The organism is Streptomyces sp. NPDC059010, from assembly GCF_042740355.1.
Lineage (GTDB): Bacteria > Actinomycetota > Actinomycetes > Streptomycetales > Streptomycetaceae > Streptomyces.
Window position 1 is genome coordinate 153825 of the sequence record NZ_JBHYJA010000011.1, and the last position, 20774, is coordinate 174598.

Annotated in this window: 22 protein-coding genes; 13 read left to right on the forward strand and 9 right to left on the reverse strand. The window is 71.2% G+C overall.

The window, feature by feature from the left end:
• Positions 1–216: 216 nt before the first annotated feature.
• On the forward strand, positions 217–4170 hold the full coding sequence (locus ACFWYS_RS14115; RefSeq protein ID WP_384767184.1) for a BTAD domain-containing putative transcriptional regulator: 3954 nt from the start codon (positions 217–219) through the stop codon (positions 4168–4170).
• Here ACFWYS_RS14115 and ACFWYS_RS14120 read toward each other — a convergent pair whose 3' ends face one another.
• On the reverse strand, positions 4171–5883 hold the full coding sequence (locus tag ACFWYS_RS14120) for a bifunctional 3'-5' exonuclease/DNA polymerase (protein ID WP_384767187.1): 1713 nt from the start codon (positions 5881–5883) through the stop codon (positions 4171–4173).
• 34 nt (positions 5884–5917) lie between these two features.
• Entirely contained in the window at positions 5918–6685 is a 768-nt protein-coding gene (locus tag ACFWYS_RS14125; protein ID WP_384767190.1) for a Clp protease N-terminal domain-containing protein, read from the reverse strand.
• 135 nt (positions 6686–6820) lie between these two features.
• On the opposite strand from ACFWYS_RS14125, the gene ACFWYS_RS14130 reads away from it, so the two are divergent.
• Positions 6821–7933 carry a DUF2786 domain-containing protein gene (locus ACFWYS_RS14130; RefSeq protein WP_384767192.1) on the forward strand — a complete coding sequence of 371 codons (1113 nt, stop codon included), beginning with the start codon at positions 6821–6823 and terminating at the stop codon, positions 7931–7933.
• Between the two features lie 18 nt (positions 7934–7951).
• Here ACFWYS_RS14130 and ACFWYS_RS14135 read toward each other — a convergent pair whose 3' ends face one another.
• The 4 genes from ACFWYS_RS14135 to rpmB all read right to left on the reverse strand — a co-directional run bounded on the left by ACFWYS_RS14135 (position 7952) and on the right by rpmB (position 9740).
• A complete protein-coding gene (locus tag ACFWYS_RS14135; RefSeq protein WP_384767195.1) occupies positions 7952–8497 on the reverse strand; it encodes a DUF4232 domain-containing protein in 546 nt (181 codons plus the stop codon).
• Positions 8498–8546: 49 nt separating this feature from the next.
• Entirely contained in the window at positions 8547–9035 is a 489-nt protein-coding gene (locus tag ACFWYS_RS14140) for a hypothetical protein (RefSeq protein ID WP_384767419.1), read from the reverse strand.
• A gap of 163 nt (positions 9036–9198) precedes the next feature.
• Positions 9199–9504, reverse strand: coding sequence for a 30S ribosomal protein S14 (rpsN, locus tag ACFWYS_RS14145; RefSeq protein WP_384767198.1), 306 nt, complete (start codon positions 9502–9504; stop codon positions 9199–9201).
• Entirely contained in the window at positions 9504–9740 is a 237-nt protein-coding gene (gene rpmB, locus ACFWYS_RS14150; protein WP_272125117.1) for a 50S ribosomal protein L28, read from the reverse strand. Before rpmB ends, rpsN begins: the two co-directional genes overlap by 1 nt.
• A gap of 62 nt (positions 9741–9802) precedes the next feature.
• Here rpmB and rpmG point away from each other — a divergent pair, with 62 nt between their 5' ends.
• The 5 genes from rpmG to ACFWYS_RS14175 all read left to right on the forward strand — a co-directional run bounded on the left by rpmG (position 9803) and on the right by ACFWYS_RS14175 (position 12277).
• Complete coding sequence (rpmG, locus tag ACFWYS_RS14155; RefSeq protein ID WP_030573688.1) at positions 9803–9967, forward strand: 50S ribosomal protein L33; 165 nt, start codon at positions 9803–9805, stop codon at positions 9965–9967.
• An 8-nt stretch (positions 9968–9975) separates the two neighbouring features.
• Entirely contained in the window at positions 9976–10233 is a 258-nt protein-coding gene (locus tag ACFWYS_RS14160) for a type B 50S ribosomal protein L31 (RefSeq protein ID WP_272125113.1), read from the forward strand.
• 4 nt (positions 10234–10237) lie between these two features.
• Positions 10238–11449, forward strand: a complete 1212-nt coding sequence (locus tag ACFWYS_RS14165) for a GTP-binding protein (RefSeq protein WP_384767204.1) — start codon at positions 10238–10240, stop codon at positions 11447–11449.
• 2 nt (positions 11450–11451) lie between these two features.
• Positions 11452–11685: a 30S ribosomal protein S18 gene (gene rpsR, locus ACFWYS_RS14170; protein ID WP_384767207.1), complete on the forward strand. Its 234-nt coding sequence runs from the start codon at positions 11452–11454 to the stop codon at positions 11683–11685.
• A 373-nt stretch (positions 11686–12058) separates the two neighbouring features.
• Positions 12059–12277 carry a DUF397 domain-containing protein gene (locus ACFWYS_RS14175; protein WP_272125124.1) on the forward strand — a complete coding sequence of 73 codons (219 nt, stop codon included), beginning with the start codon at positions 12059–12061 and terminating at the stop codon, positions 12275–12277.
• Between the two features lie 106 nt (positions 12278–12383).
• Here ACFWYS_RS14175 and ACFWYS_RS14180 read toward each other — a convergent pair whose 3' ends face one another.
• Positions 12384–12911, reverse strand: coding sequence for an ATP-binding protein (locus tag ACFWYS_RS14180; protein WP_384767210.1), 528 nt, complete (start codon positions 12909–12911; stop codon positions 12384–12386).
• Positions 12912–13244: 333 nt separating this feature from the next.
• On the opposite strand from ACFWYS_RS14180, the gene ACFWYS_RS14185 reads away from it, so the two are divergent.
• The 5 genes from ACFWYS_RS14185 (at position 13245) to ACFWYS_RS14205 (ending at position 18091) form a co-directional block, all read left to right on the forward strand.
• Complete coding sequence (locus ACFWYS_RS14185; RefSeq protein ID WP_384767423.1) at positions 13245–14069, forward strand: helix-turn-helix domain-containing protein; 825 nt, start codon at positions 13245–13247, stop codon at positions 14067–14069.
• 50 nt (positions 14070–14119) lie between these two features.
• Entirely contained in the window at positions 14120–15580 is a 1461-nt protein-coding gene (locus tag ACFWYS_RS14190) for an aldehyde dehydrogenase family protein (protein WP_384767212.1), read from the forward strand.
• 69 nt (positions 15581–15649) lie between these two features.
• Positions 15650–16291 (forward strand): PadR family transcriptional regulator, encoded by a 642-nt coding sequence (locus ACFWYS_RS14195; protein WP_384767215.1) that lies wholly within the window; start codon positions 15650–15652, stop codon positions 16289–16291.
• A 76-nt stretch (positions 16292–16367) separates the two neighbouring features.
• Positions 16368–17333 (forward strand): ATP-binding cassette domain-containing protein, encoded by a 966-nt coding sequence (locus tag ACFWYS_RS14200; RefSeq protein WP_384767218.1) that lies wholly within the window; start codon positions 16368–16370, stop codon positions 17331–17333.
• A 35-nt stretch (positions 17334–17368) separates the two neighbouring features.
• Positions 17369–18091 carry an ABC transporter permease gene (locus tag ACFWYS_RS14205; protein ID WP_384767426.1) on the forward strand — a complete coding sequence of 241 codons (723 nt, stop codon included), beginning with the start codon at positions 17369–17371 and terminating at the stop codon, positions 18089–18091.
• A gap of 15 nt (positions 18092–18106) precedes the next feature.
• Here ACFWYS_RS14205 and ACFWYS_RS14210 read toward each other — a convergent pair whose 3' ends face one another.
• A complete protein-coding gene (locus tag ACFWYS_RS14210; protein ID WP_384767221.1) occupies positions 18107–19528 on the reverse strand; it encodes a glutamate decarboxylase in 1422 nt (473 codons plus the stop codon).
• An 88-nt stretch (positions 19529–19616) separates the two neighbouring features.
• Here ACFWYS_RS14210 and ACFWYS_RS14215 point away from each other — a divergent pair, with 88 nt between their 5' ends.
• Positions 19617–20378, forward strand: coding sequence for a MerR family transcriptional regulator (locus tag ACFWYS_RS14215; protein WP_384767224.1), 762 nt, complete (start codon positions 19617–19619; stop codon positions 20376–20378).
• 25 nt (positions 20379–20403) lie between these two features.
• Here ACFWYS_RS14215 and ACFWYS_RS14220 read toward each other — a convergent pair whose 3' ends face one another.
• The gene (locus ACFWYS_RS14220; RefSeq protein ID WP_384767227.1) at positions 20404–20769 is read right to left on the reverse strand and encodes a YbjQ family protein; all 366 of its coding nucleotides are present in this window, start codon (positions 20767–20769) and stop codon (positions 20404–20406) included.
• Positions 20770–20774: the final 5 nt, after the last annotated feature.

Below are 20774 nucleotides of genomic sequence, written 5' to 3' on the forward strand. Positions count from 1 at the left end.
CAGATCCGATGTAGTGATCACATCAGGCTGCACCAACGGATCGCTAACATGTGGCCAACGACGTTCCGTTTCGGCGCCGTTCGATTGGCGTGAAGTCGATGACGCTATCGGTTAAAGGCCTGGACTGGAACCGTTTTCCGCCTTTACACATCAAGTAGAGGTGGCGGGAAACCGTCGTACAAGGGGCGGCTCTCCGCCAGGGAAGGCAGTGGCGGCGTGAAGCGGTGCGGGCTGCGGTTCGGACTGCTGGGGCCGCCGGTTCTGTACGAGGTCTCGACGGCCCGGAGCGGTTCCGAGGACGGGGCGGGCCAGGAAAGTTCCGAAGGCCGGGCGGGCCAGGGTGGTTCCGAGGGCCGGTCGGGCCGGGGTGGTTCCTACGACGGTCAGGGGCCCGGCGACGACTCGGCGACCGATGTACCCGGGTGCGCCGTCCGGACCATCAGCAGCCCCAAGGTGCGGGCCCTGCTGGCCGCGCTGCTGCTCGAAGGCGGCCGGATCATCTCCGTGGAGTCGCTGACGGACGTGCTGTGGGGCGGTGCGCCGCCCGCCTCCGCGCGGGCCTCGCTGCACAACCATGTGGCCCGGCTGCGACGGCTGCTCGACGACCCCGAGCGGCTGCGCGCGGTGCCGCCCGGCTATGTGCTGCGGGTGAACGAGGGCGAGCTGGACGTCGACGTCTTCGTGCGCCGCGCCGCCGCGGCCCGCGCCGCCCACGCCGGACGGGACTGGGAGCGCACGCTGCGCGAGTGCGAGGCGGCACTCGCCCTGTGGCGGGGCACGCCCCTGTCCGGGCTGCCCGCCGAGGTGGGCGGTTTCGCCCTGGTCCAACATCTGAAGGAGGCACGGCTGCTGCTCCTGGAGCGGCGCTACGACGCCGAGCTGGCCGTGGGCGGCCCGCGCCTGGACGCGCTGGTCCCCGAACTGGCGGCACTGGCCGTCGAATACCCCCTGCGCGAGTCCTTCCACCGCCACCTCATGCTCGCCCTCCACCACACCGGCCGCCGCGCCGAGGCCCTCGCCGTCCACCGCGACCTACGCACCCGCCTGATCGAGGAACTCGGCGTGGAGCCGGGGGCGGGGGTGCGGGAGGCGCATGTGGAGGTGCTGAGAGGGGGGTCGGAGGCCGAACCCGGACGCGCGACGCGAACGCCTGCCGGGGACGCGGTTGGTGGATCCGGGGGTGGGCTGGGGGGTTCTGCCGGGGGTGCGGTCGGTGGATCTGGGCGTGGGGTGGGAGGTGCTGTCGGGGACGCGGTTGGTGGATCCGGAGGTGGGCTGCGGGGTTCTGCCGGGGGTGCGGTCGGTGGATCCGGGCGTGAGCTGGGAGGGCCTGTCGAGGGCGCGGTCGGCCGGGACGGTGCGGTGCCGCGCGGTGCCGTCGGGGCTGCCGCCTTCCACGAAGACGCCGTACTCCGCGGCGCCGTGAGCCCGGACGGCGGCGCCGCGAGCCCGGACGCCGCGCACGACGATGCGGTCCGGCGACCTGCGCACACCGATGCCGTCCGCGATGCGCACGCGGTGCCCGTCCCGGCGGGGGCGCCGACCACCCTGCCTCACCACACCCCGGACGCCCCGGATACCCCTGTCATCCCTGCCACCCCGCCCCACGACGCACCGTCGCGCCCACTCCGCCCGGCCCAACTCCCGCCACCCCCTGCCCACTTCACCGGCCGCACCACCGTCCTCCGCGACCTGAGCAACACGCTTGCCCCAGCCCCAGCTGCAGCCCCAGCCTCGGCCTCCGCGCGGCAGCGCCCCCGCACCGTCACGGTCGCCGTGATCAGCGGTATGGCCGGCGTGGGCAAGAGCGCCCTCGCCCTGCACACCGCGCACGGTCTCGCGAACCGTTTCCCCGACGGCCAGCTCTACGTCAACCTGCACGGCGCCACCCCCGGCATGCCCCCGCTCACCCCCGGCCAAGCCCTCACCGCGCTCCTCCGCGACCTGGGCGCCGCCCCCCGCTCCATCCCGGAACACCCGGACGCGGCAACCGCGTTGCTGCGCTCCCTGCTCGCGCCGACCCGCACCCTCATGGTCCTGGACGACGCCGCGAGCGCCGCACAGGTACGGCCCCTGCTCCCGGCCGGCCCCGGCTGCGCGGTGATCGTCACCAGCCGCTCCCCACTGACCGCGCTGGACGGCGTCCGCCGCTTCCCGCTCACCCCCCTCACGGCGGAGGACAGCGCGGCACTGCTGCGCGCGGCCTCGGGTCGCGACGGAGCGGTCGCCCGAGCTACGTCCCTGGACGCCGGTGACGGTGTTGCCGGCGCCGTGGGCTCCGCGATCGAGGGCTCCGCGATCGAGGGCCCGGCGGTTGGAGGCCCCGCGGTTGAAGGCCCCGCGACAGCTGACCGCACCGAAGCCCACCCGACCAGTTCCGGTACCGGCACTGAGGTCCGCCCGGCGGTTGCCGCTGCCGAGGTCCGCCCGGCGGCTCCCCGTACCGAAGCCCGCCCCGCCGACGACCACCCCATGACCCACCCCCCGACCACCCCCGCCATCGACGCCGTCCACCCCCTCGTCCAGCTCACCGGCGGCCTCCCCCTGGCGCTCCGTATCGTCGCCGCCAGGCTCGCCGCCCGCCGTGCCCTCACGCCCGAGGCGCTGGCCCGGCAACTGGCGGCCACCGAGAGCCGGTTGCACCACCTGGAGTACGACGACCTCAGCGTCCGCCGCTCCCTCGCCGTCGCGCACGACGCCCTCGCCGCCTCCGACCGCGAGGCCGACCGGGACGCGGCCCTGGCCCTGCGCCGTATCGGCGCCGTGGACCTGCCGACGTACGGTGCGCCCCTGCTGTCCCGCCTCACCGGCACCGACGAGCGCCGCGCCGAGGCCGCGCTCGACCGGCTCGTCGACGTGGCCCTCCTGGAGGAGACGGCGTACGGCCGCTACGCCCCCCACGACCTGGTGCGCGACTTCGCCCGCGAACTCGCCGAGCCCGACGGCGACTTCACCGACACCGCCCTGCGCTGGTACGCCGCCGTCGCCGAACGCGCCCTCACCGCCATCGTCGAACCCGGCCTCGACCGGGACGACCGCCGCCGCCCCACCCCGACCCAGCCCGCGGACCACCCGGCCACCGTCGACTCCGTGTCCCCCTTCGACTGCTCCGAAACGGCCTTCGCCTGGGGCGACTTGGAACTGGAGAACGTCGTAGCACTGGCGGAACGCCACGGCGGCGACACCGGCACGGACAACCTCACAGGCACCGACACCGGCACGGCCATCGGCGTCCACGAAGCAGGCACCCTCACCCCGGCCGCCGACAACCACCCCCTCACCCCCCACCTCTCCACCCTCATCCGCCTCCTCTTCCCCTACCTCCAACGCAGCGGCCGAGTGGCCGAGATGGAGGTGCTCGGCCAGGCAGCACTCCGCATCGCCCGTCGGCTCGGCGACGACGCCGCCGAGGCGTACGCGCTGGTCGACCTCGCCGGCCTGCACTTCCTCACCGGCCGCCAGAGCGAGGCGCTCCACCTCAACGACCGGTCCCTGGCGATCTGGCGGCGGCTCGGGGTGGTCTCCTGGATGCGCCGTTGCCTCAACAACCGGGGCCTGCTGCTGGAATCGCTGGGCCGCCACGCCGAGTCCGGGCAGGCGCTGCGGCAGAGCCTGGAGTACTCACGGCAGCTGAACGACCCGTACGGCGAGGCCGTGACCTACAGCCACCTCGGCAACCTGTACGAGCACACCGACCCCCGCGCCGCGATCGAGCAGCACCACCGCTCGCTGACCATCGGGGACGAGATCGGCAACGTCATCGTGCAGCACTCCGCGCACTGCAACATCGGCTACGCCCACCTCGCCCTCGGCGAACCGGCGGCAGCCGCCGCGCACTTCGAGGAGAGCCTGCGCATCCTCGGCGGCCACGGCGACTGGCACGGCGAGTCCCAGACCCGCCTCGGCCTGGTCCGCGCCCTGCGCCTGCTCGGCCGTACCGACCGCGCGGGGCACGAATGTGCCGACCTGCTGGGCCGGGCCGAGGCCCGCGCCGACCGCTACACCGGCGGCCTGGCCCGGCACCAGCGCGGTCTGCTGCTGCGGGACGGGGGGCGTGTCCAGGAGGCGTACGCCGAGTGGCGCACGGCGCTGGACGCCCTGGACGGCACGGACGCGAAGGAGGTAGTCCAAGAGCTGGGGGAGTTGCTGGCCGCGGCCGACGTACGGTGATCACTTCGCGTCGGCATAGCACTCCACCACCGCGGTCGTGAACGGGAACCGCACCGGAGTCTCCCCGAACGTCAGCCGCCCGGCCAGCTCCGCGGCATCCCGGATCGCCGTCACGACCGCCTCGGCCTCCTGCTCGGGACAGTGCACGATCACCTCGTCGTGCTGGAAGAAGACCAGTTCCGCCGCCATGCCCGCACAGGACTGCCGCAGCGCCGCGAGCAGCAGCAGCGCCCAGTCGGCGGCGCTGCCCTGGACGACGAAGTTGCGGGCGAAGCGGCCCCGGGCGCGGGCGTTGGTGGAGGCGTAGCCCGGCACCCACTCCTGGGTCCGGGCCCCGGAGCCGTCGGCAGGGTCGTTCCCCGACTCGTCCAGGATCGGGATGCCCGCCTCCTCACCCGCGTCGTCGGACGCCCCGGCCGCCGGCGGGCACGTCCGCCCCAGCCAGGTCCGCACGAGCCGCCCCTCCTCCCCGGCCCGCGCCGCCTCGTCGACGTACGCCACCGCCTTGGGGAAACGGCGTCTGAGCGCGGCGAGGTTCTTCAGCCCGTCGCCGGAGGTCTGGCCGTAGACCGCGCCCAGCACGGCGAGCTTGGCCTGGCCGCGGTCTCCGGAGAAGGCGCGGTCCGACACCGACTGGTACAGGTCGCTCTCCCGGCCGGCCACCTCCATCAGCCCGGGGTCACGGGAGATGGCTGCCAGCACCCGCGGCTCCATCTGGTCGGCGTCGGCCACGACGAGCCGCCAGCCGGGGTCGGCGACCACGGCACGCCGGATGACCTTGGGAATCTGCAGCGCGCCCCCGCCGTTGGTCACCCATCGCCCGGTGACCGTCCCGCCCGCGAGGAACTCCGGCCGGAACCGCCCCTCCCGCACCCAGTCCTGCAGCCAGGTCCAGCCGTGGGCGACCCAGATCCGGTACAGCTTCTTGTACTCGACCAGTGGCTTCACGGCCGGATGGTCGAGGGACTCGATCTCCCAGCGGCGGGTCGATCTGACCTTGATCCCGGCCTGCGTGAAGGCCTTGATCACATCGGCCGGCAGATCGGGCCGCACCCGGCGCCCGAACGCGGCCGACACCTCGTCGGCCAGCTCGGCCAGCCGCCGCGGCTCCCCGCCCCCGGCATAGCGCTCACCGAGCAGCTCGTGCAGCACCCGGCGGTGCACCTCGGCGCTCCACGGCAGCCCGGACCGGTTCATCTCGGCGGCGACGAGCATCCCCGCCGACTCGGCCGCCGTCAGCAGCCGCATCCGCTCCGGGTGCGCGGTCCTGTCGTGCCGGCGCTGCTGGTCGGCGTACACCTCCACCAGGTCGGCGAGCGGCAGATGGACCGCCTGTGGCTCGAACAGCGAGGACTGTGAGCCGGGTTCGGCCGCGCGCTGGGGCGGATCGGGCGGCACGGGGCCGCCGCGCAGCCGGGCGAGCGCCGCCGCGGCCGATCGCGGCTCGCCGTACCGCCCCTCGTGGCCGAGCAGGAGCGTCTCGGCGGCCTCGATGTCGTAGCACCGCTCCACTCGCACCCCCGTGGCGAGCAGGCGTGGATAGACCTCGGCGGTGGACCGCCACACCCACCGCGCGACCTCCGGACGCCCCCGCACGGCCTCGGCGGCGTCCGCCGTCCACCGCACCGGCCCGGCGAGCAGCCCGTCCGGACCGAGGGGGGCGCTGTGCACGCCTGAGTCCTCGGCCGGAGCGAGTGCCCACCGGTCGGTCATGCTGCGAGTGTGGCACCCGGGTCTGACAACGGCTTCAGTCCTTGGCCCCGCCCTCCTCACGGGCCTCCTTCGTCGTCTGCTCGCCGCTCTGCAGGAACTGGGAGAGCAGCTCGACGACGTACTCCTCCATCGCCTGCTTGGTGAGGCCGAGGCCGGACAGGACGCCGGTGCCGTTCTCGAACTCCAGCAGGGCCAGCAGGATGTGCTCGGTGCCGATGTAGTTGTGGCCGAGGCGCAGGGCCTCGCGGAAGGTGAGCTCCAGGACCTTCTTGGCGTCGGAGCCGTAGGGGACGAGCTCGGGGACCTCGTCGGCGGCGGGCGGCAGCGCGGCGGTGGCGGCCTGGCGCACGGAGTCCAGCAGGACGCCCTGTGCCGTGATCGCCTTCGCGGCGAGGCCGTCGGGGTCGGCCAGCAGACCGAGGACGAGGTGCTCGGGGCGGCCCTCGGCGTTGCGGGCCGCGATGGCCTCGTTGTGCGCGGCCACCACCGCGTTACGGGCACGCGGCGTGTAGCGGCCGAAGCCCTGCTGCGGGTCGAGGTCGATCGACTCCTTCGGCACGAACCGCTTCTGCGCGGCCTGCCGGGTGACGCCCATGCTCCGGCCGATGTCGGTCCAGGAAGCCCCCGACCGCCGCGCCTGGTCCACGAAGTGCCCGATCAGATGGTCGGCCACCTCCCCGAGGTGATCGCCGGCGATCACCGCGTCCTGGAGCTGGTCGAGGGGCTCGTCGTGGACCTTCTTGATGGCCGCGATGAGTTCGTCGAGTCGTACGGATGACGTGATGCTCGGGTTCGTCGACATGTGTCAACCGTAGGTTGACGCTCTAGGGGTGTCAACCCGTGGTTGACATCAGGTGGAAGCTATCAAGGGAGCGATCAAGGGAGCTATCAAGCGAGGGATCAAGGGGGCTGTCACGAGGGCTATTACGATCCCTTGGTGAGTACGTCCAGCACAGTCGACCGCGCCTTCGAGGCCGCCCTCTACGACACCGGCCACACCGCCCTCGACGCCGGTGCCTCACTCCTCGCCGCCGACCCCGGGGCGGACGCCGAACTCGCCCGGCGCGGCCGGGAGTTCGTGGCGGCGGCCTGGCGGCGCGGCTGGCAGCCGGCGGACGTGATGCGGCTCGCACGCCGTGACCTGGACGACGTACACATACGACTGCTCGCGGCGCTGATCCGCGACCAGCGACCGGACGACCGCCCCCGCGGGCCGCGCTGGCAGGCCCAGCTCGCCGACCTGCCCACCGAGGCCGCGCCCCGCACGGACCGTTTCTCGCACGCGACCGCGGTCCTGGAGCTCTACCGCCTGCTGCTCCGCCTGCCCACGCTGGAACCCCTGGAGGAGGCGGCGGAACCGGCCGCCAAGTCCTCAAGGCCCGAGTCCCGCATGCTCACCCGCATCCGTGCGCTGCTGGCGAAGGCGGAGGCGACCGGCTTCCCCGAGGAGGCGGAGGCGCTCACCGCCAAGGCGCAGGAGCTGATGGCCCGGCACAGCGTCGACGAGGCGCTGCTGGACGCGCGGGCACCGTCGCACGACACCCCCGGCGCCTGCCGGATCGGGGTGGAGCCGCCGTACGAGCAGGCGAAGGCCGTCCTGCTGGACGCGGTCGCGAGCGCCAACCACTGCCGTGCCGTGTGGAACGAGGCGTTCGGCTTCTCCACGGTCGTCGGTTTCGAGGCCGATATGGAGGTGGTCGAGCTCCTCTACACCTCACTCCTTGTCCAGGCGCAGACCGCGATGACCAGGGCGGAGGCGGCGCAGCGTGCGGGCGGCCGCAAACGGACCAAGACCTTCCGGCAGTCGTTCCTGGCGGCCTACGCCCACCGCATCGGCACCAATCTGACGGCGGCGGCCCGGACGCAGGTGACCCAGGACCTGCTCCCGGTCCTCGCCACCCGCGAGGTCGCGGTCACCGACCGCCTGGACCGGATGTTCCCGGAGACGACCACGACCCGCCTGCGCGGAGTCAGCGACGAGGCGGGCTGGGTGGAGGGCGCGGAGGCGGCCGACCGGGCCCAGGTCAAGCCCCGCCGGCCGCTGCGCTGACCACCGCGGACCGGCCCGTCAGTCGCCGGCCTGCTGGAACCCGGTCACCGAGGCGTCCGGGGTCTTTCCGTCGCTCTTCAGCGCGACATCGCCGTACGACCACTTGAAGCCGTGTGCCTCGGTGGACCCGGGCAGATAGATCCGTGCCGTGCCCACGGCGAGGCTCTTGGTGCCGCCCCCCTCGCCCCGGACATAGGTCAGGGTGAAGGACGTGACGCCCTCCTTGGCGAGGGTCGTCTTCCGTGCGTCGGCGGCCTCGTGGGGCTTGACGGTGGTCGAGGCGCCGCGGGCGTGGAACTCGACGGTGGGCAGCCCGTCCAGGGTGCACCCGGCGCCGCTGCGGTTGGTGAGGGTGACGGGCAGGTTGCCGGTGTCCCCGGCGGCCGGGGCGGCGTTGGCGGGCCCGACCTGCACGTCCATCTCACTGATCCGGCAGGCGGAACCGGCCTTGCCGTCCTGGCCGTTGCCCCCGTTCCCACCGTCCCCGCCGTCACCGCAGGAAGTCAGGACAAGGGCCGCGGCGAGGGTGGCGAGGGCGGCGGCGGGGACGGAAGTGGTGCGCATGGGGTCCTCTGGGAGTGACGTCGGTGACCGGAGTGGCACCGATCGGACATCACGATCCCAGACCGGCCGTGGGCAGCCCCGTAGGCAGCTTCGCGCCGTCACCCTTGACATAGGACTCGGCGCCGACGCCGCCCTCCCAGGTCACCTTCAGTGACGTCTTGCCGACGGAGTCGACCATCCCGGACGTGCGGTCCTTGCTGCCGGTGGGGCACTTGAGGCGGATCATCCGCATCCCGCTCTCCTCGGCGGCGGTCCCGTTGCACACGGTCCCGCCGGTCGCGAAGAGCGCGGCCTCCTTGCCGTGGATCATGAGCACGACGGCCTTGCCTTCGGCCGTGGCGAGCCAGCTGCCCTCCAGGCCGGCGGCGGTGGAGCCGGACCCTCCGCCAGTGCCTCCGCCCGTGTCGGCGCCGGCGGAGGCACTGGCACCGGTCGAGCCGTCCTTGGAGCCGGAGTCCGAGTCGGAGCCGCCGTCACCGCTGCACGCGGTGAGGACGAGCGCGCCCGCCAGGGACACGGCCGCGGCCGCACCCCGCATCCGCCGGCCCGACATCGTGCGCGTGCGCGAGAAAGTCGCCGAGGTCACTGGAAGCTCCCAAGCTGTAGCGGTCGGCATACGGGCCGATCCGGCCACCCGGACCGAAACGACCGCAGCAAGTTACCAGGGAGTCCTGTCCGGGCCCCAGGGCCTACGGGCCGCTCTACCAGGACGCCTTGCGCACCCCCGGCAGATACCCGGCGTGCGCCTGCCCCCGCAGCGACACCCGGGACAGCCCGAAGGCGCGGAAGTACCCGCGGGGCCGCCCGTCCACCTGGTCCCGGTTGCGTACGCGCGTGGCGCTCGCGTCCCTCGGCTGGTTGCGCAACTCGCGCTGGGCGGCGAGCCGTTCGGCGTCGCTGGAGGACGGCCTGCGGATGATCTCCTTCAGCTCGGCGCGCCGCGCGGCGTACCGGGCGACGACCTCCTGCCGCCGCTGGTTCTTCGCGATCTTGCTCTTCTTGGCCATCAGACCTTCACTCCCCGGGCGCGGATACGGGCGACGGCGGCCTCGACGCCGATCGCGTCCACGGTCTTGATCCCCTTGGCGCTCAGCCGCAGCCGCACATACCGGCCCTCGCCGGGCAGCCAGTAGCGCTTGCTCTGGATGTTGGGGTCGAAGCGGCGGGAGGTCCGCCGGTGCGAGTGGGAAATGGACTTGCCGAACCCGGGCCGGGCGCCGGTCAGCATGCAGTGGGCGGACACAGGTGACGAACCTCTCCTCGCTGGCTTCTGTTAATGGAATTCATTTTCAGTAAGATAGCAGCATGGCACGCAACGAACTCCGCCCGGTCATCAAGCTCCGGTCCACCGCCGGCACCGGCTACACCTACGTGACCCGCAAGAACCGCCGCAACGACCCGGACCGTATGACCCTGCGCAAGTACGACCCGGTCGCCGGCCGCCACGTCGACTTCCGAGAGGAGCGCTGAGCCCCGCCATGCGCAAGGGAATCCACCCCGCCTACGGCCCCGTCGTCTTCCGCGACCGCGCCGCGAACCACGCCTTCCTGACCCGCTCGACGCTGGCCGGCGCACCGGCCGGGAAGACGATCGAGTGGGAGGACGGCAACACCTACCCGGTCGTCGACGTCGAGATCTCGAACGTCAGCCACCCCTTCTACACCGGCACGGCCCGCGTCCTGGACACCGCCGGCCGCGTCGAGCGCTTCGAGCGCCGCTACGGAAAGCAGGGCTGACGACGTGCCCGAGCTCTCCGTCGTGATCGTCGGCGGACTGCACGCCGACGCCCGCAAGGCGGCCGTGGCCCGGCTGCTCGCCGACGTCCCCGACAGTGTCGTACTCCACCACGACCTGGGGACGGCGGCGGCCGGCACGGTCGTACGGACCATCCGGGACGCCGCCGGCATCATCAGCGCGGGCGAGACACCCCTGGTCAACGACTGCGCCTGCTGCGCCCTGCGCGAGGATCTGGTGCCGGAACTGCGCAGCATCCGGGACGCGGGCGCCACCCGTATGGCGATCGTCGAGCTGTGGGAATCGGTGGAGCCGAAGGCGATGGCCGAGGTGGTCACGGCGGGCGGCCTCACGCTCACCGGCGTGATCACCGCGGTGGACCCGGCGCTGGTCCTTCCCTATCTGGGCAACGGCGACGACCTGGCCGAACGGGGCCTGGCCGCCGCGGCGACGGACCAGCGCACGGTCGCCGACACCTTCGCCCGCCAGCTCGAATACGCCCCCGTCCTCGCCGTCGCCGACTCCCCGGAGGCCGACGACGAGGACCGCGAACTGCTGGCCCAGCTCCACCCCACGGCCCGCCAGATCCCGATCACCCACACCCCCCACACCACTCACACCACCCCCACGACCGCACCTGCCGACGACCTGACGGTGCCCGCCCCGCGCCGTCTCCCCCTCTCCCCGCTCGCCCAGGCCGCTCTCGCCGGCTTCGACGTCGAATCGGCCGCCGCGGCCCAGCACCCGGCGTGCGCCCTGCTCCCCGCCGAGGCGGACGCGCACGGTGTGTCCACCCTGGTCTGGCACCGTGACCGGCCCTTCCACCCCGAGCGGCTGTACGACGCCCTGGAGGACATCACCTGCGCGGCGGCCCGCAGCCGGGGCCGCTTCTGGCTCGCCGACAAGCCCGACGTCCTGCTCCACTGGGACGCGGCGGGCGGCGCCCTCTGCGTGGAGAGCGCGGGCCCCTGGCTCGCCTCGCTCCCCGACGCGGCCTGGGACATGGTCCCGCCGGTCCGCCGGGCCGCCGCCGCGCTGGACTGGCACCCCGAGCACGGCGACTGCTGCCAGCACCTGGTCTTCACGTCCCCCGGCCTCGACCGGGACGGCCTGTGCCACCTGCTGGAGTCCTGCCTCCTCACCGACGCCGAGTACGCCGCGGGCCGAGCCGCCTGGAAACGACTCCCGCCCGCCTTCGACACCCTCCTGGAGGTCTGACAGTGCCCCGCACCCCCGCCCGCAAGCCGATCAAGCCCCGCCCCAACCCCCTGGACCAGTCCGGCATCACCTACATCGATTACAAGGACACCGACCTGCTGCGCCGCTTCCTCTCCGACCGCGGCAAGATCCGCAGTCGCCGGGTCACCCGGGTGACGGCTCAGCAGCAACGCCAACTGGCAAAGGCGATCAAGAACGCCCGCGAAATGGCCCTGCTGCCGTACGCGAGCCGCTGACCCTTGCGCATGCCCTGCGCTGCATTGACCAACTCCGCCAATCGGAACGGCACTTGGAGTTTGGAACAACAAAGGCGCGGAACGCGTCTCTTCCTAGTGCACGAGGGAATCCATCCACGCGCGACGGGCGCACGCATGTGATGCGATCTCTGGGGCATGCGCTGGAACGCATGTAGGGCCGCGTACGTCACAGGAGTAACCGCAGGAACACCCCGCGTGCACGTGCATCTGCTCATGTAGGTGCACGTGAAACAGAGCTATGATCCGGGAGCAGTTGACCTCTGCACGACCACTGCATCACCTCTCGCATCAATGGCCTCGAAGCCACCGCACCACCGGGGAGCGACCTGTGGACCACGACGTGTACAACGGCATGGCAGCCACGGCTCTGACCGGGGTCGCCTGGCAGAAGAGCCGGCACAGCAACTCCCAGGGCTCCTGCGTGGAGTTCGCCCGGCTCCCCGGGGGTGAGGTGGCCGTGCGCAACTCGCGCTTCCCGGACGGCCCGGCCCTCGTCTACACCCGGGCCGAGATCGAGGCCATGCTCCTGGGCATCAAGGACGGCGAGTTCGACCACCTGGTCGCAGGCTGAAAGGCCGGGTCAGCGGCCCGGGCAAACGGCGCCTTCCGCACCGTAACGCCCTCATCGCCCACCGTAACGCGCGTAGAACTTCGGCGTGGACAAGCGCCGGGGTTCGTCATTCCGTGGGGGTCGAGGCCGAGGCGGTCGCCGACGGGCCCTGGAGCCGGAACAGCGCCCAGACCACCTTCCCGCTCAGCGTCCCCGCCATCGGATGCCACCCCCAGCTGTCGCTGAAGGAGTCGACGAGGAACAGTCCTCGCCCCGACTCCGCGGAGAAGTCGTCGGAGTCGCGTGCGACCGGGCTGTCATGGCTGGGATCGCGCACCGCGCACACCAGCCGCTCCGTCCACCGCATCAGATGCAGCCGTACCGGCGGTGGCTGGTCGGCCAGGCGCGGCGCGTTCGCCGGCAGCGCGTGGCGCAGCGCGTTGGTCACGAGCTCCGAGACCACGAGGCAGACATCGTCGAAGCGGTATCCCAGTTCCCACTGGTCAAGGGTGCGCCGGGTGAACTTCCGCGCCTCACGCACCGCTTCGTAGCGGGCGGGCAGAGCGCAGGAGGCGGCGTTGGACACGGCTGCGGGATCCAGCGGTGGAAGGCCCTGCCGTAACGGCTTGAGCATGGTCGATCCATTCGTCCCCATGCGAGGCACTCCCGGGAATTCGCGGTCGTTGCGATGCAGCGGTTGCGCGGGACCATGGTTTCTGATGCGCAGAGCAGATGCAAGGGCAGATGCACGTGCACCTGACCGAATTGGACGTTCCCGTACCGCTTGTTGGCCATTTTTTCCGCCAACTTCTCGCCCTCTCCTTGCCCGTCCGTCACCCTCTCCTGAGAGGAATCTTTGTCTTCTTTCCATCTCTGTAATCGGACGAGTACTGCTCGAAGTGATTTAGTGGCAGACTGCGGGCCCTGAAGACGGTTGGGGAGGCTGGCGAACGTGAGCGCGGGAGAGCCCGGATCGGTGGTGCGGCGCATGCTGCTCGGCTCGCAACTGAGGCGACTGCGGGAAGCGCGCGGGATCACGCGCGAGGCTGCGGGTTACTCGATCCGTGCCTCCGAGTCGAAGATCAGCCGGATGGAGCTGGGCCGGGTGAGCTTCAAGACGCGTGACGTCGAGGATCTGCTGACCCTGTACGGCATCACGGACGAAGCGGAGCGCAACTCGCTCCTCTCCCTCGCCCGCGAGGCCAATGTCGCCGGCTGGTGGCACAGTTACTCGGACGTCCTGCCCAGCTGGTTCCCCACCTACGTCGGTCTGGAGGGCGCGGCCAGCCTCATCCGCGCGTACGAGGTGCAGTTCGTGCACGGCCTGCTGCAGACCGAGGCGTACGCGCGCGCGGTCGTCGAGCGCGGCATGAAGGGCGCGAGCAGGTCCGACATCGAGAAGCGGGTGGCGCTGCGCCTGGAGCGGCAGAAGTACCTCGTCTCGGAGAACGCCCCCGAGTTCCACATCGTCCTGGACGAGGCCGCCCTGCGCCGCCCCTACGGCGACCGCGAGGTGATGCGCGGTCAGCTCCAGCATCTGATCGAGATCTCCGAGCAGCCGAACGTACGGCTGCAGGTCATGCCGTTCAGCTTCGGCGGACACTCCGGTGAGTCCGGCGCCTTCACCATCCTCAGCTTCCCGGAGTCGGACCTCTCCGACGTCGTCTATCTGGAACAGCTCACCAGCGCGCTCTACCTCGACAAGCACGAGGACGTCGCCCAGTACGAGAAGGCGCTCAAGGAGCTCCAGCAGGACAGTCCGGGTCCGGACGAGAGCCGGGATCTTCTCCGGGGACTCCTTCAACTCTCTTGAAACACAAGTACGATGACGTGTGATCAGACCGTGAGGGATTGAGGGATCACATGTCGTCCTACTTCACCGAACTGGCCCAGCAGTACATCGACGGTGAGTGGCGCCCGGGCACCGGTTCCTGGGACATCATCGACTTCAATCCGTACGACGGCGAGAAGCTCGCGTCGATCACCATAGCCACGGTCGACGAGGTCGACGACGCCTACCAGGCCGCCGCCCGCGCCCAGAAGAAGTGGGCCGCCACCAATCCGTACGCCCGCCGTGCCGTCTTCGAGAAGGCGCTGCGGCTGATCGAGGACCGCGAGCAGGAGATCGCCGAGGCGATCATCGCCGAGCTCGGCGGCACCCGGCTGAAGGCGGGCTTCGAACTCCACCTCGCCAAGGAGTTCCTGCGCGAGGCGGTCCATCTGGCGCTGCGCCCCGAGGGCAAGATCATCCCGTCCCCGACGGACGGCAAGGAGAACCGCGTCTACCGTGTCCCGGTCGGCGTCGTGGGCGTCATCAGCCCCTTCAACTTCCCCTTCCTGCTCTCCCTCAAGTCGGTCGCCCCGGCGCTCGCGCTCGGCAACGCCGTGGTGCTGAAGCCGCACCAGAACACGCCGATCTGCGGCGGCTCCCTGGTCGCGAAGATCTTCGAGGACGCGGGTCTGCCCGCCGGTCTGCTCAACGTCGTCATCACGGACATCGCCGAGATAGGCGACACCTTCATCGAGCACCCGGTCCCGAAGGTCATCTCCTTCACCGGCTCCGACAAGGTCGGCCGCCACGTCGCCACCGTCTGCGCCTCGCACTTCAAGCGCTCCGTCCTCGAACTCGGCGGCAACAGCGCGCTGGTGGTCCTGGACGACGCCGACATCGACTACGCGGTCGACGCGGCGGTCTTCAGCCGGTACGTCCACCAGGGCCAGGTCTGCATGGCCGCGAACCGTGTCCTGGTCGACCGTTCGGTCGCCGACGAGTTCACCGAGAAGTTCGTCGCCAAGGTGAAGTCGCTCAAGGCCGGCGACCCGCGCGACCCCGAGACGGTGATCGGCCCGGTCATCAACTCCTCCCAGGCGGACTCCATTTCGGCCGCCGTCGAGCAGGCCATCGCCGAGGGCGCGACGGCCCTGGTGCACGGCACGACGACGGACAACCTGGTCGAGCCGTCGGTCCTGACCGGCCTCCCCGCCGACTCGCCGCTCCTCCGGCAGGAGGTCTTCGGCCCCGTGGCCTTCCTCGCCACCTTCGACGGCGAGGAGGAGGCCGTACGTCTCGTCAACGACACTCCGTACGGCCTGAGCGGAGCCGTCCACACCGGTGACATCGAGCGCGGCGTCTCCTTCGCCAAGCAGATCGACACCGGCATGTTCCACGTCAACGACGGCACCGTCCACGACGAGCCGATCGTGCCCTTCGGCGGCGAGAAGCACTCCGGCCTCGGCCGGCTGAACGGCGAGACGATGCTGGACGCGTTCACCACGATCAAGTGGATCTCGGTCCAGCACGGCCGGAGCGGCTTCCCGTTCTGAGCGGCCCGGGGCCGCGTTCCACCGGGGCTGACCTCGGTCCCGGTCCGGCGCGGCCCTAATCTGGACCGTATGTCAGCAATCCGTCTCCTAGTGCTCGGCGCGGTCCGGATGCACGGCCGTGCCCACGGCTATCAGGTGCGCAACGACCTGGAGTACTGGGGCGCGCACGAGTGGTCCCATGCCAAGCCCGGCTCGATCTACCACGCCCTGAAACAGATGGCCAAGCAAGGGCTGCTGCACGCGCACGAGATCGCCCCGTCCACGGCCGGAGGGCCGCCGCGCACGGAGTACGAACTCACTGACAAGGGCACCGAGGAGTACCTCACGCTGCTGCGCGACGCGCTGGTCACGTACGACCAGCGGGGCGACGTGAAGACGGCCGCCCTCGGCTTCATGGTCGACCTGCCGAGGGCCGAGACCGTGACGCTGCTGAAGGAGCGGACCCGGCGGATCGAGGAGTGGCGGGCCTCCGTCGTGGCCCACTACGTGCCCGAGGACGGGCCGGAGCAGCTCGGTCACATCGGCGAGATCATGAACATGTGGGTCCACACGGCGGACTCCGAGCGGGAGTGGACCGTCGGGCTGATCGAGCGGCTCGAAAGGGGCGCCTACACCTTCGTCGACGAGGGCGACCCGTTCGTCGGCGTGCTGGCCGAGGGCGAGGAGAACCCGTACGCGACGGGGGAGTCCCACCCCGGGGACGCCCTCTAATCAAGTTTGACTAACCCTGCGAATCGGGTCTACCTTCGATCTGGTAGTCAAGTTTGACTAGCGAGGGAGTCTCTCAGTGGCCGACGCGGCGATCACCGTCGAAGGGGCACGCAAGAAGTACGGCGGCAAAGCCGGCAAGAACGCACTGGACGGGCTCGACCTCACGGTCGCGCGCGGCACGGTGCACGGAGTGCTCGGGCCGAACGGCGCGGGCAAGACAACACTGGTCCGGATCCTGTCCACCCTGCTGCGGCCGGACGCCGGACACGTCGAGGTGGCCGGGCACGACGTGCTGCGCCAGGCGTACGAGGTACGTCTGCGCATCGGCCTGCTCGGCCAGCACGCGGCCCTGGACGAGGAGTTGGGCGGCCACCAGAACCTGGAGATGTTCGGCCGCCTCTATCACCTGGGCACCCGCCACGCGCGCGTGCGGGCCGACGAGCTGCTGGAGCGCTTCGGCCTCGCGGACACCGGCCGCAAGCCGGTCAAGCAGTACAGCGGCGGCATGCGACGTCGACTGGACCTGGCGGCCTCACTCATCACCGACCCGGAGGTGCTCTTCCTGGACGAACCCACCACCGGACTCGACCCGCGCGGCCGCGCCGAGGTCTGGTCCGCGGTCCGCTCCCTGGTCGGCGGCGGCACGACCGTCCTGCTGACCACGCAGTACCTGGAGGAGGCCGACCAACTCTCCCACCGCATCTCGGTCGTCGACGCCGGCCGGGTCATCGCCGACGGCACCGCGGACGAGCTGAAGGCGCTGACCGGCGGCGACCGCATCGACGTCGTCCTGCGCGACGCCGGTCAACTGGGCGCCGCCGTGGCCCTGCTGCCCGTACCGAAGGACGACGTGCGCGTCGACCCCGACCGCCGTCTGCTCAGCGCCCCGGTCACCGACCGGATGTCGGCGCTCTCCGGCGTCGTACACGCCCTTCAGGAGGCCGGAATCGAGGCGGAGGACGTCGCGCTGCGCCGGCCCACGCTGGACGAGGTGTTCCTGCACCTCACCGGGGACGACCACCGCGTCAAGGAGGCCGCGTGAGCACCCACACCTACGCACTGACCGACTCCTGGACCATGACCCGCCGCGAACTCGCCCACTGGGCGCGGCAGCCCGTGCAGGTCGTGGTCAACCTGGTCTTCCCCGTGATGCTGCTGCTGATGTTCGGCTACCTCATCGGCGGCGGCCGGGGCGTCAAGGGCGACTACCTCGACTATCTGCTGCCCGGCATGCTCGCGCTCACCATGGCCTTCGGGCTTGAGGGCACGATGATCGCGGTCACCCAGGACCTCAACAAGGGCGTGATCGACCGCTTCCGGTCCATGCCGATGGCCAACGGGGCGGTCCTGGTGGGCCGTTCGGCGGCCGACATGCTCCAGTCGACGCTGGCCGTGCTCGTCCTCATGGGTGTCGGCTTCGCGCTCGGCTGGCGCGTCGACGGCGGCCCCGGGGGCTTCCTGGGCGCCCTGGGACTGCTCCTGCTGTTCCGGTTCGCCATGCTGTGGATCGGCATCCATCTGGCGCTGCTGGCCGGGAAGCCGGAGCTGGTGCAGGCGGTGCAGATCCTGGTCTGGCCGATCGGCTTCCTGTCCAACGCCCTCGCCCTGCCCGGGGCCATGCCGGGCTGGCTGGGCACGGTCGTCGAGTGGAACCCGATGTCCCACACGGCCACGGCCGTACGGGACCTGTTCCGCGGCACGGGCACGGAGCACCTCGGGGCGGCGATCGTATGGCCGCTGCTGCTCCTGGCCGTGTTCTTCCCGCTCGCCGTACGCCGGTTCGCACGCCAGAGCCGTTAGCCCGCCGGACCCGCCTCAGTGATGGAAGCCGGTGGCCGCCCCCTTGTCCCGGGTCCCGGGGTGCGGCTGCCGGCGCAGCTCCGGCAGCAGCTGGGTCAGGTCCTCCACGAACAGCTCGGCGAGGTCCTCGGAGAAGCCGTTGCGGCAGACGACCCGCAGGACGGACAGGTCCTCGCGGTTCGGCGGGAAGGTGTACGCCGGGACCAGCCAGCCCCTCTCGCGCAGCCGCCGGGAGACGTCGAAGACGTCATACGCCGTCACCTCCGGGGCCGTCGTGAAGGCGAACACCGGCAGCTCGTCGCCCCTGGTCAGCAGCCGGAAGTCGCCCAGCTGCTCCACCGCGTCGGCGACCTTCGCGGCCACGTCCCGCGAGGCCTGCTGCACCGCCCGGTACCCGTCGCGGCCCAGCCGCAGGAACGAGTAGTACTGCGCGACGACCTGGGCGCCCGGCCGGGAGAAGTTGAGCGCGAAGGTCGGCATGTCGCCGCCCAGGTAGTTCACGCGGAAGACGAGTTCCTCGGGCAGCGACTCCCGGTCCCGCCACAGCGCCCAGCCGACACCCGGGTACACGAGTCCGTACTTGTGCCCCGAGGTGTTGATCGAGGCGACCCTCGGCAGCCGGAAGTCCCAGATCAGGTCCTCGTCCAGGAACGGCGCGACCATGGCGCCGGACGCGCCGTCGACATGCACCGGCACATCGGTCCCGGTCCGCTCCTGGAGGGCGTCCAGGGCCGCGCACAGCTCCGAGATCGGCTCGTACGACCCGTCGAAGGTCGAGCCCAGGATGCCGACGACCCCGATGGTGTTCTCGTCGCACAGCTCGGCCGCCGCCTGCGGATCCAGATGGAACCGCTCGCCCTCCATCGGGACCAGCCGTGGCTCCACCTCCCAGAAGTTGCAGAACTTGTCCCAGCAGACCTGGACGTTGACGCCCATCACCAGGTTGGGGCGCGCGCCGGGGTACCGGTCGGCGTTGCGCTGCGCCCAGCGCCGCTTCAGCGCCATCCCGGCGAGCATGCACGCCTCGCTCGACCCGGTCGTCGAACAGCCCACGGCGGCCGCCGGGTCGGGCGCGTGCCACAGGTCCGCGAGCATCGCCACACAGCGCCGCTCCAGCTCTGCGGTGCGCGGGTACTCGTCCTTGTCGATCATGTTCTTGTCGCGGCACTCGCCCATCAGGATCCCGGCCTGCGGCTCCATCCAGGTGGTCACGAAGGTGGCCAGGTTGAGCCGGGAATTGCCGTCCAGCATCAGCTCGTCATGGACCAGCTGATACGCCGTCGACGGCGGCAGGGGAGTGTCGGGCAGGCGGTGCCTGGGCGGCGCCTGGGTCATGCCGCCGGCCGGGTTCGCCTCGCCGTAGAACGGGTTGACGGCGAGCCTGCGCCCGTCGCCCTTGTCGTCGGGTGCTTCGCTGTCCCCTCGATGCAGTGGCATGTAATCGACGGTAGAACCGTGCCGCCGGACTTGCACCTCACGCCGCGTGAGGCCGCACCGTGGAGCGCGTACCGAGAAGGGAGCGGAAGTGAGCTACTCCGTGGGACAGGTCGCCGGATTCGCCGGAGTGACGGTGCGCACCCTGCACCACTACGACGACATCGGCCTGCTCGTGCCCAGCGAGCGCAGCCACGCGGGCCACCGGCGCTACAGCGACGTCGACCTCGACCGGCTGCAGCAGATCCTGTTCTACCGCGAGCTCGGCTTCCCGCTCGAAGAGGTCGCCGCCCTGCTCGACGACCCGGACGCGGACCCGCGCGCACACCTGCGCCGCCAGCACGAGCTGCTGACCGCCCGGATCGAGAAGCTGCAGAAGATGGCGGTGGCCGTGGAACACGCCATGGAGGCACGCAGGATGGGACTCAACCTCACGCCTGAGGAGAAGTTCGAGGTGTTCGGGGACTACGACCCCGACCAGTACGAGGACGAGGTGCGCGAGCGCTGGGGGCAGACCGACGCCTATCGGCAGTCACAGCAGCGCACGGCCTCCTACACCAAGGAGGACTGGAAGCGCATCACCGAGGAGATGAACGCGATTCACGGCCGCATGGCCGACCTGATGACCGACGGCACACCGGCCGACTCCCCGGCGGCGATGGACACGGCGGAGGAACACCGCCGCTTCATCGCCGGCGCGTACTACGACTGCTCGCACGAGATGCACACCTGCCTGGGCGAGATATACGTCGCCGATCCGCGGTTCACCGCGATGTACGACAACATCCGCACCGGCCTGGCGGCGTACCTGCACGACGCGATCCTGGCGAACGCCGCCCGGCACACCTCGTGACCCCTGGCCCGGGACCCCGTACGGGTCACTCCCGGGCCAGGACCACCGCCGTTCCGTAGGCGCACACCTCGGTGCCCACGTCGGCCGCCTCGGTCACGTCGAACCGGAACGCCAGCACGCCGTTGGCGCCACGCGCGCGTGCCTGTTCGACGAGTCGCTCCATGGCCTGGTTGCGGGTCTCCACGAGCGTCTTGGTGAGCCCCCTGAGCTCACCGCCGACCAGTGACTTCAGTCCGGCGCCGATCTGGGAGCCGAGGTGCCGCGAGCGCACCGTCAGCCCGAAGACCTCGCCGATCACCTCGGTGACCCGGTATCCGGGAACGTCGTTCGTGGTCACTACCAGAACGTCTGGCTGGGGCCCCTGGCCGCCGCCGTATTCGTCGATGCCCATGGCTC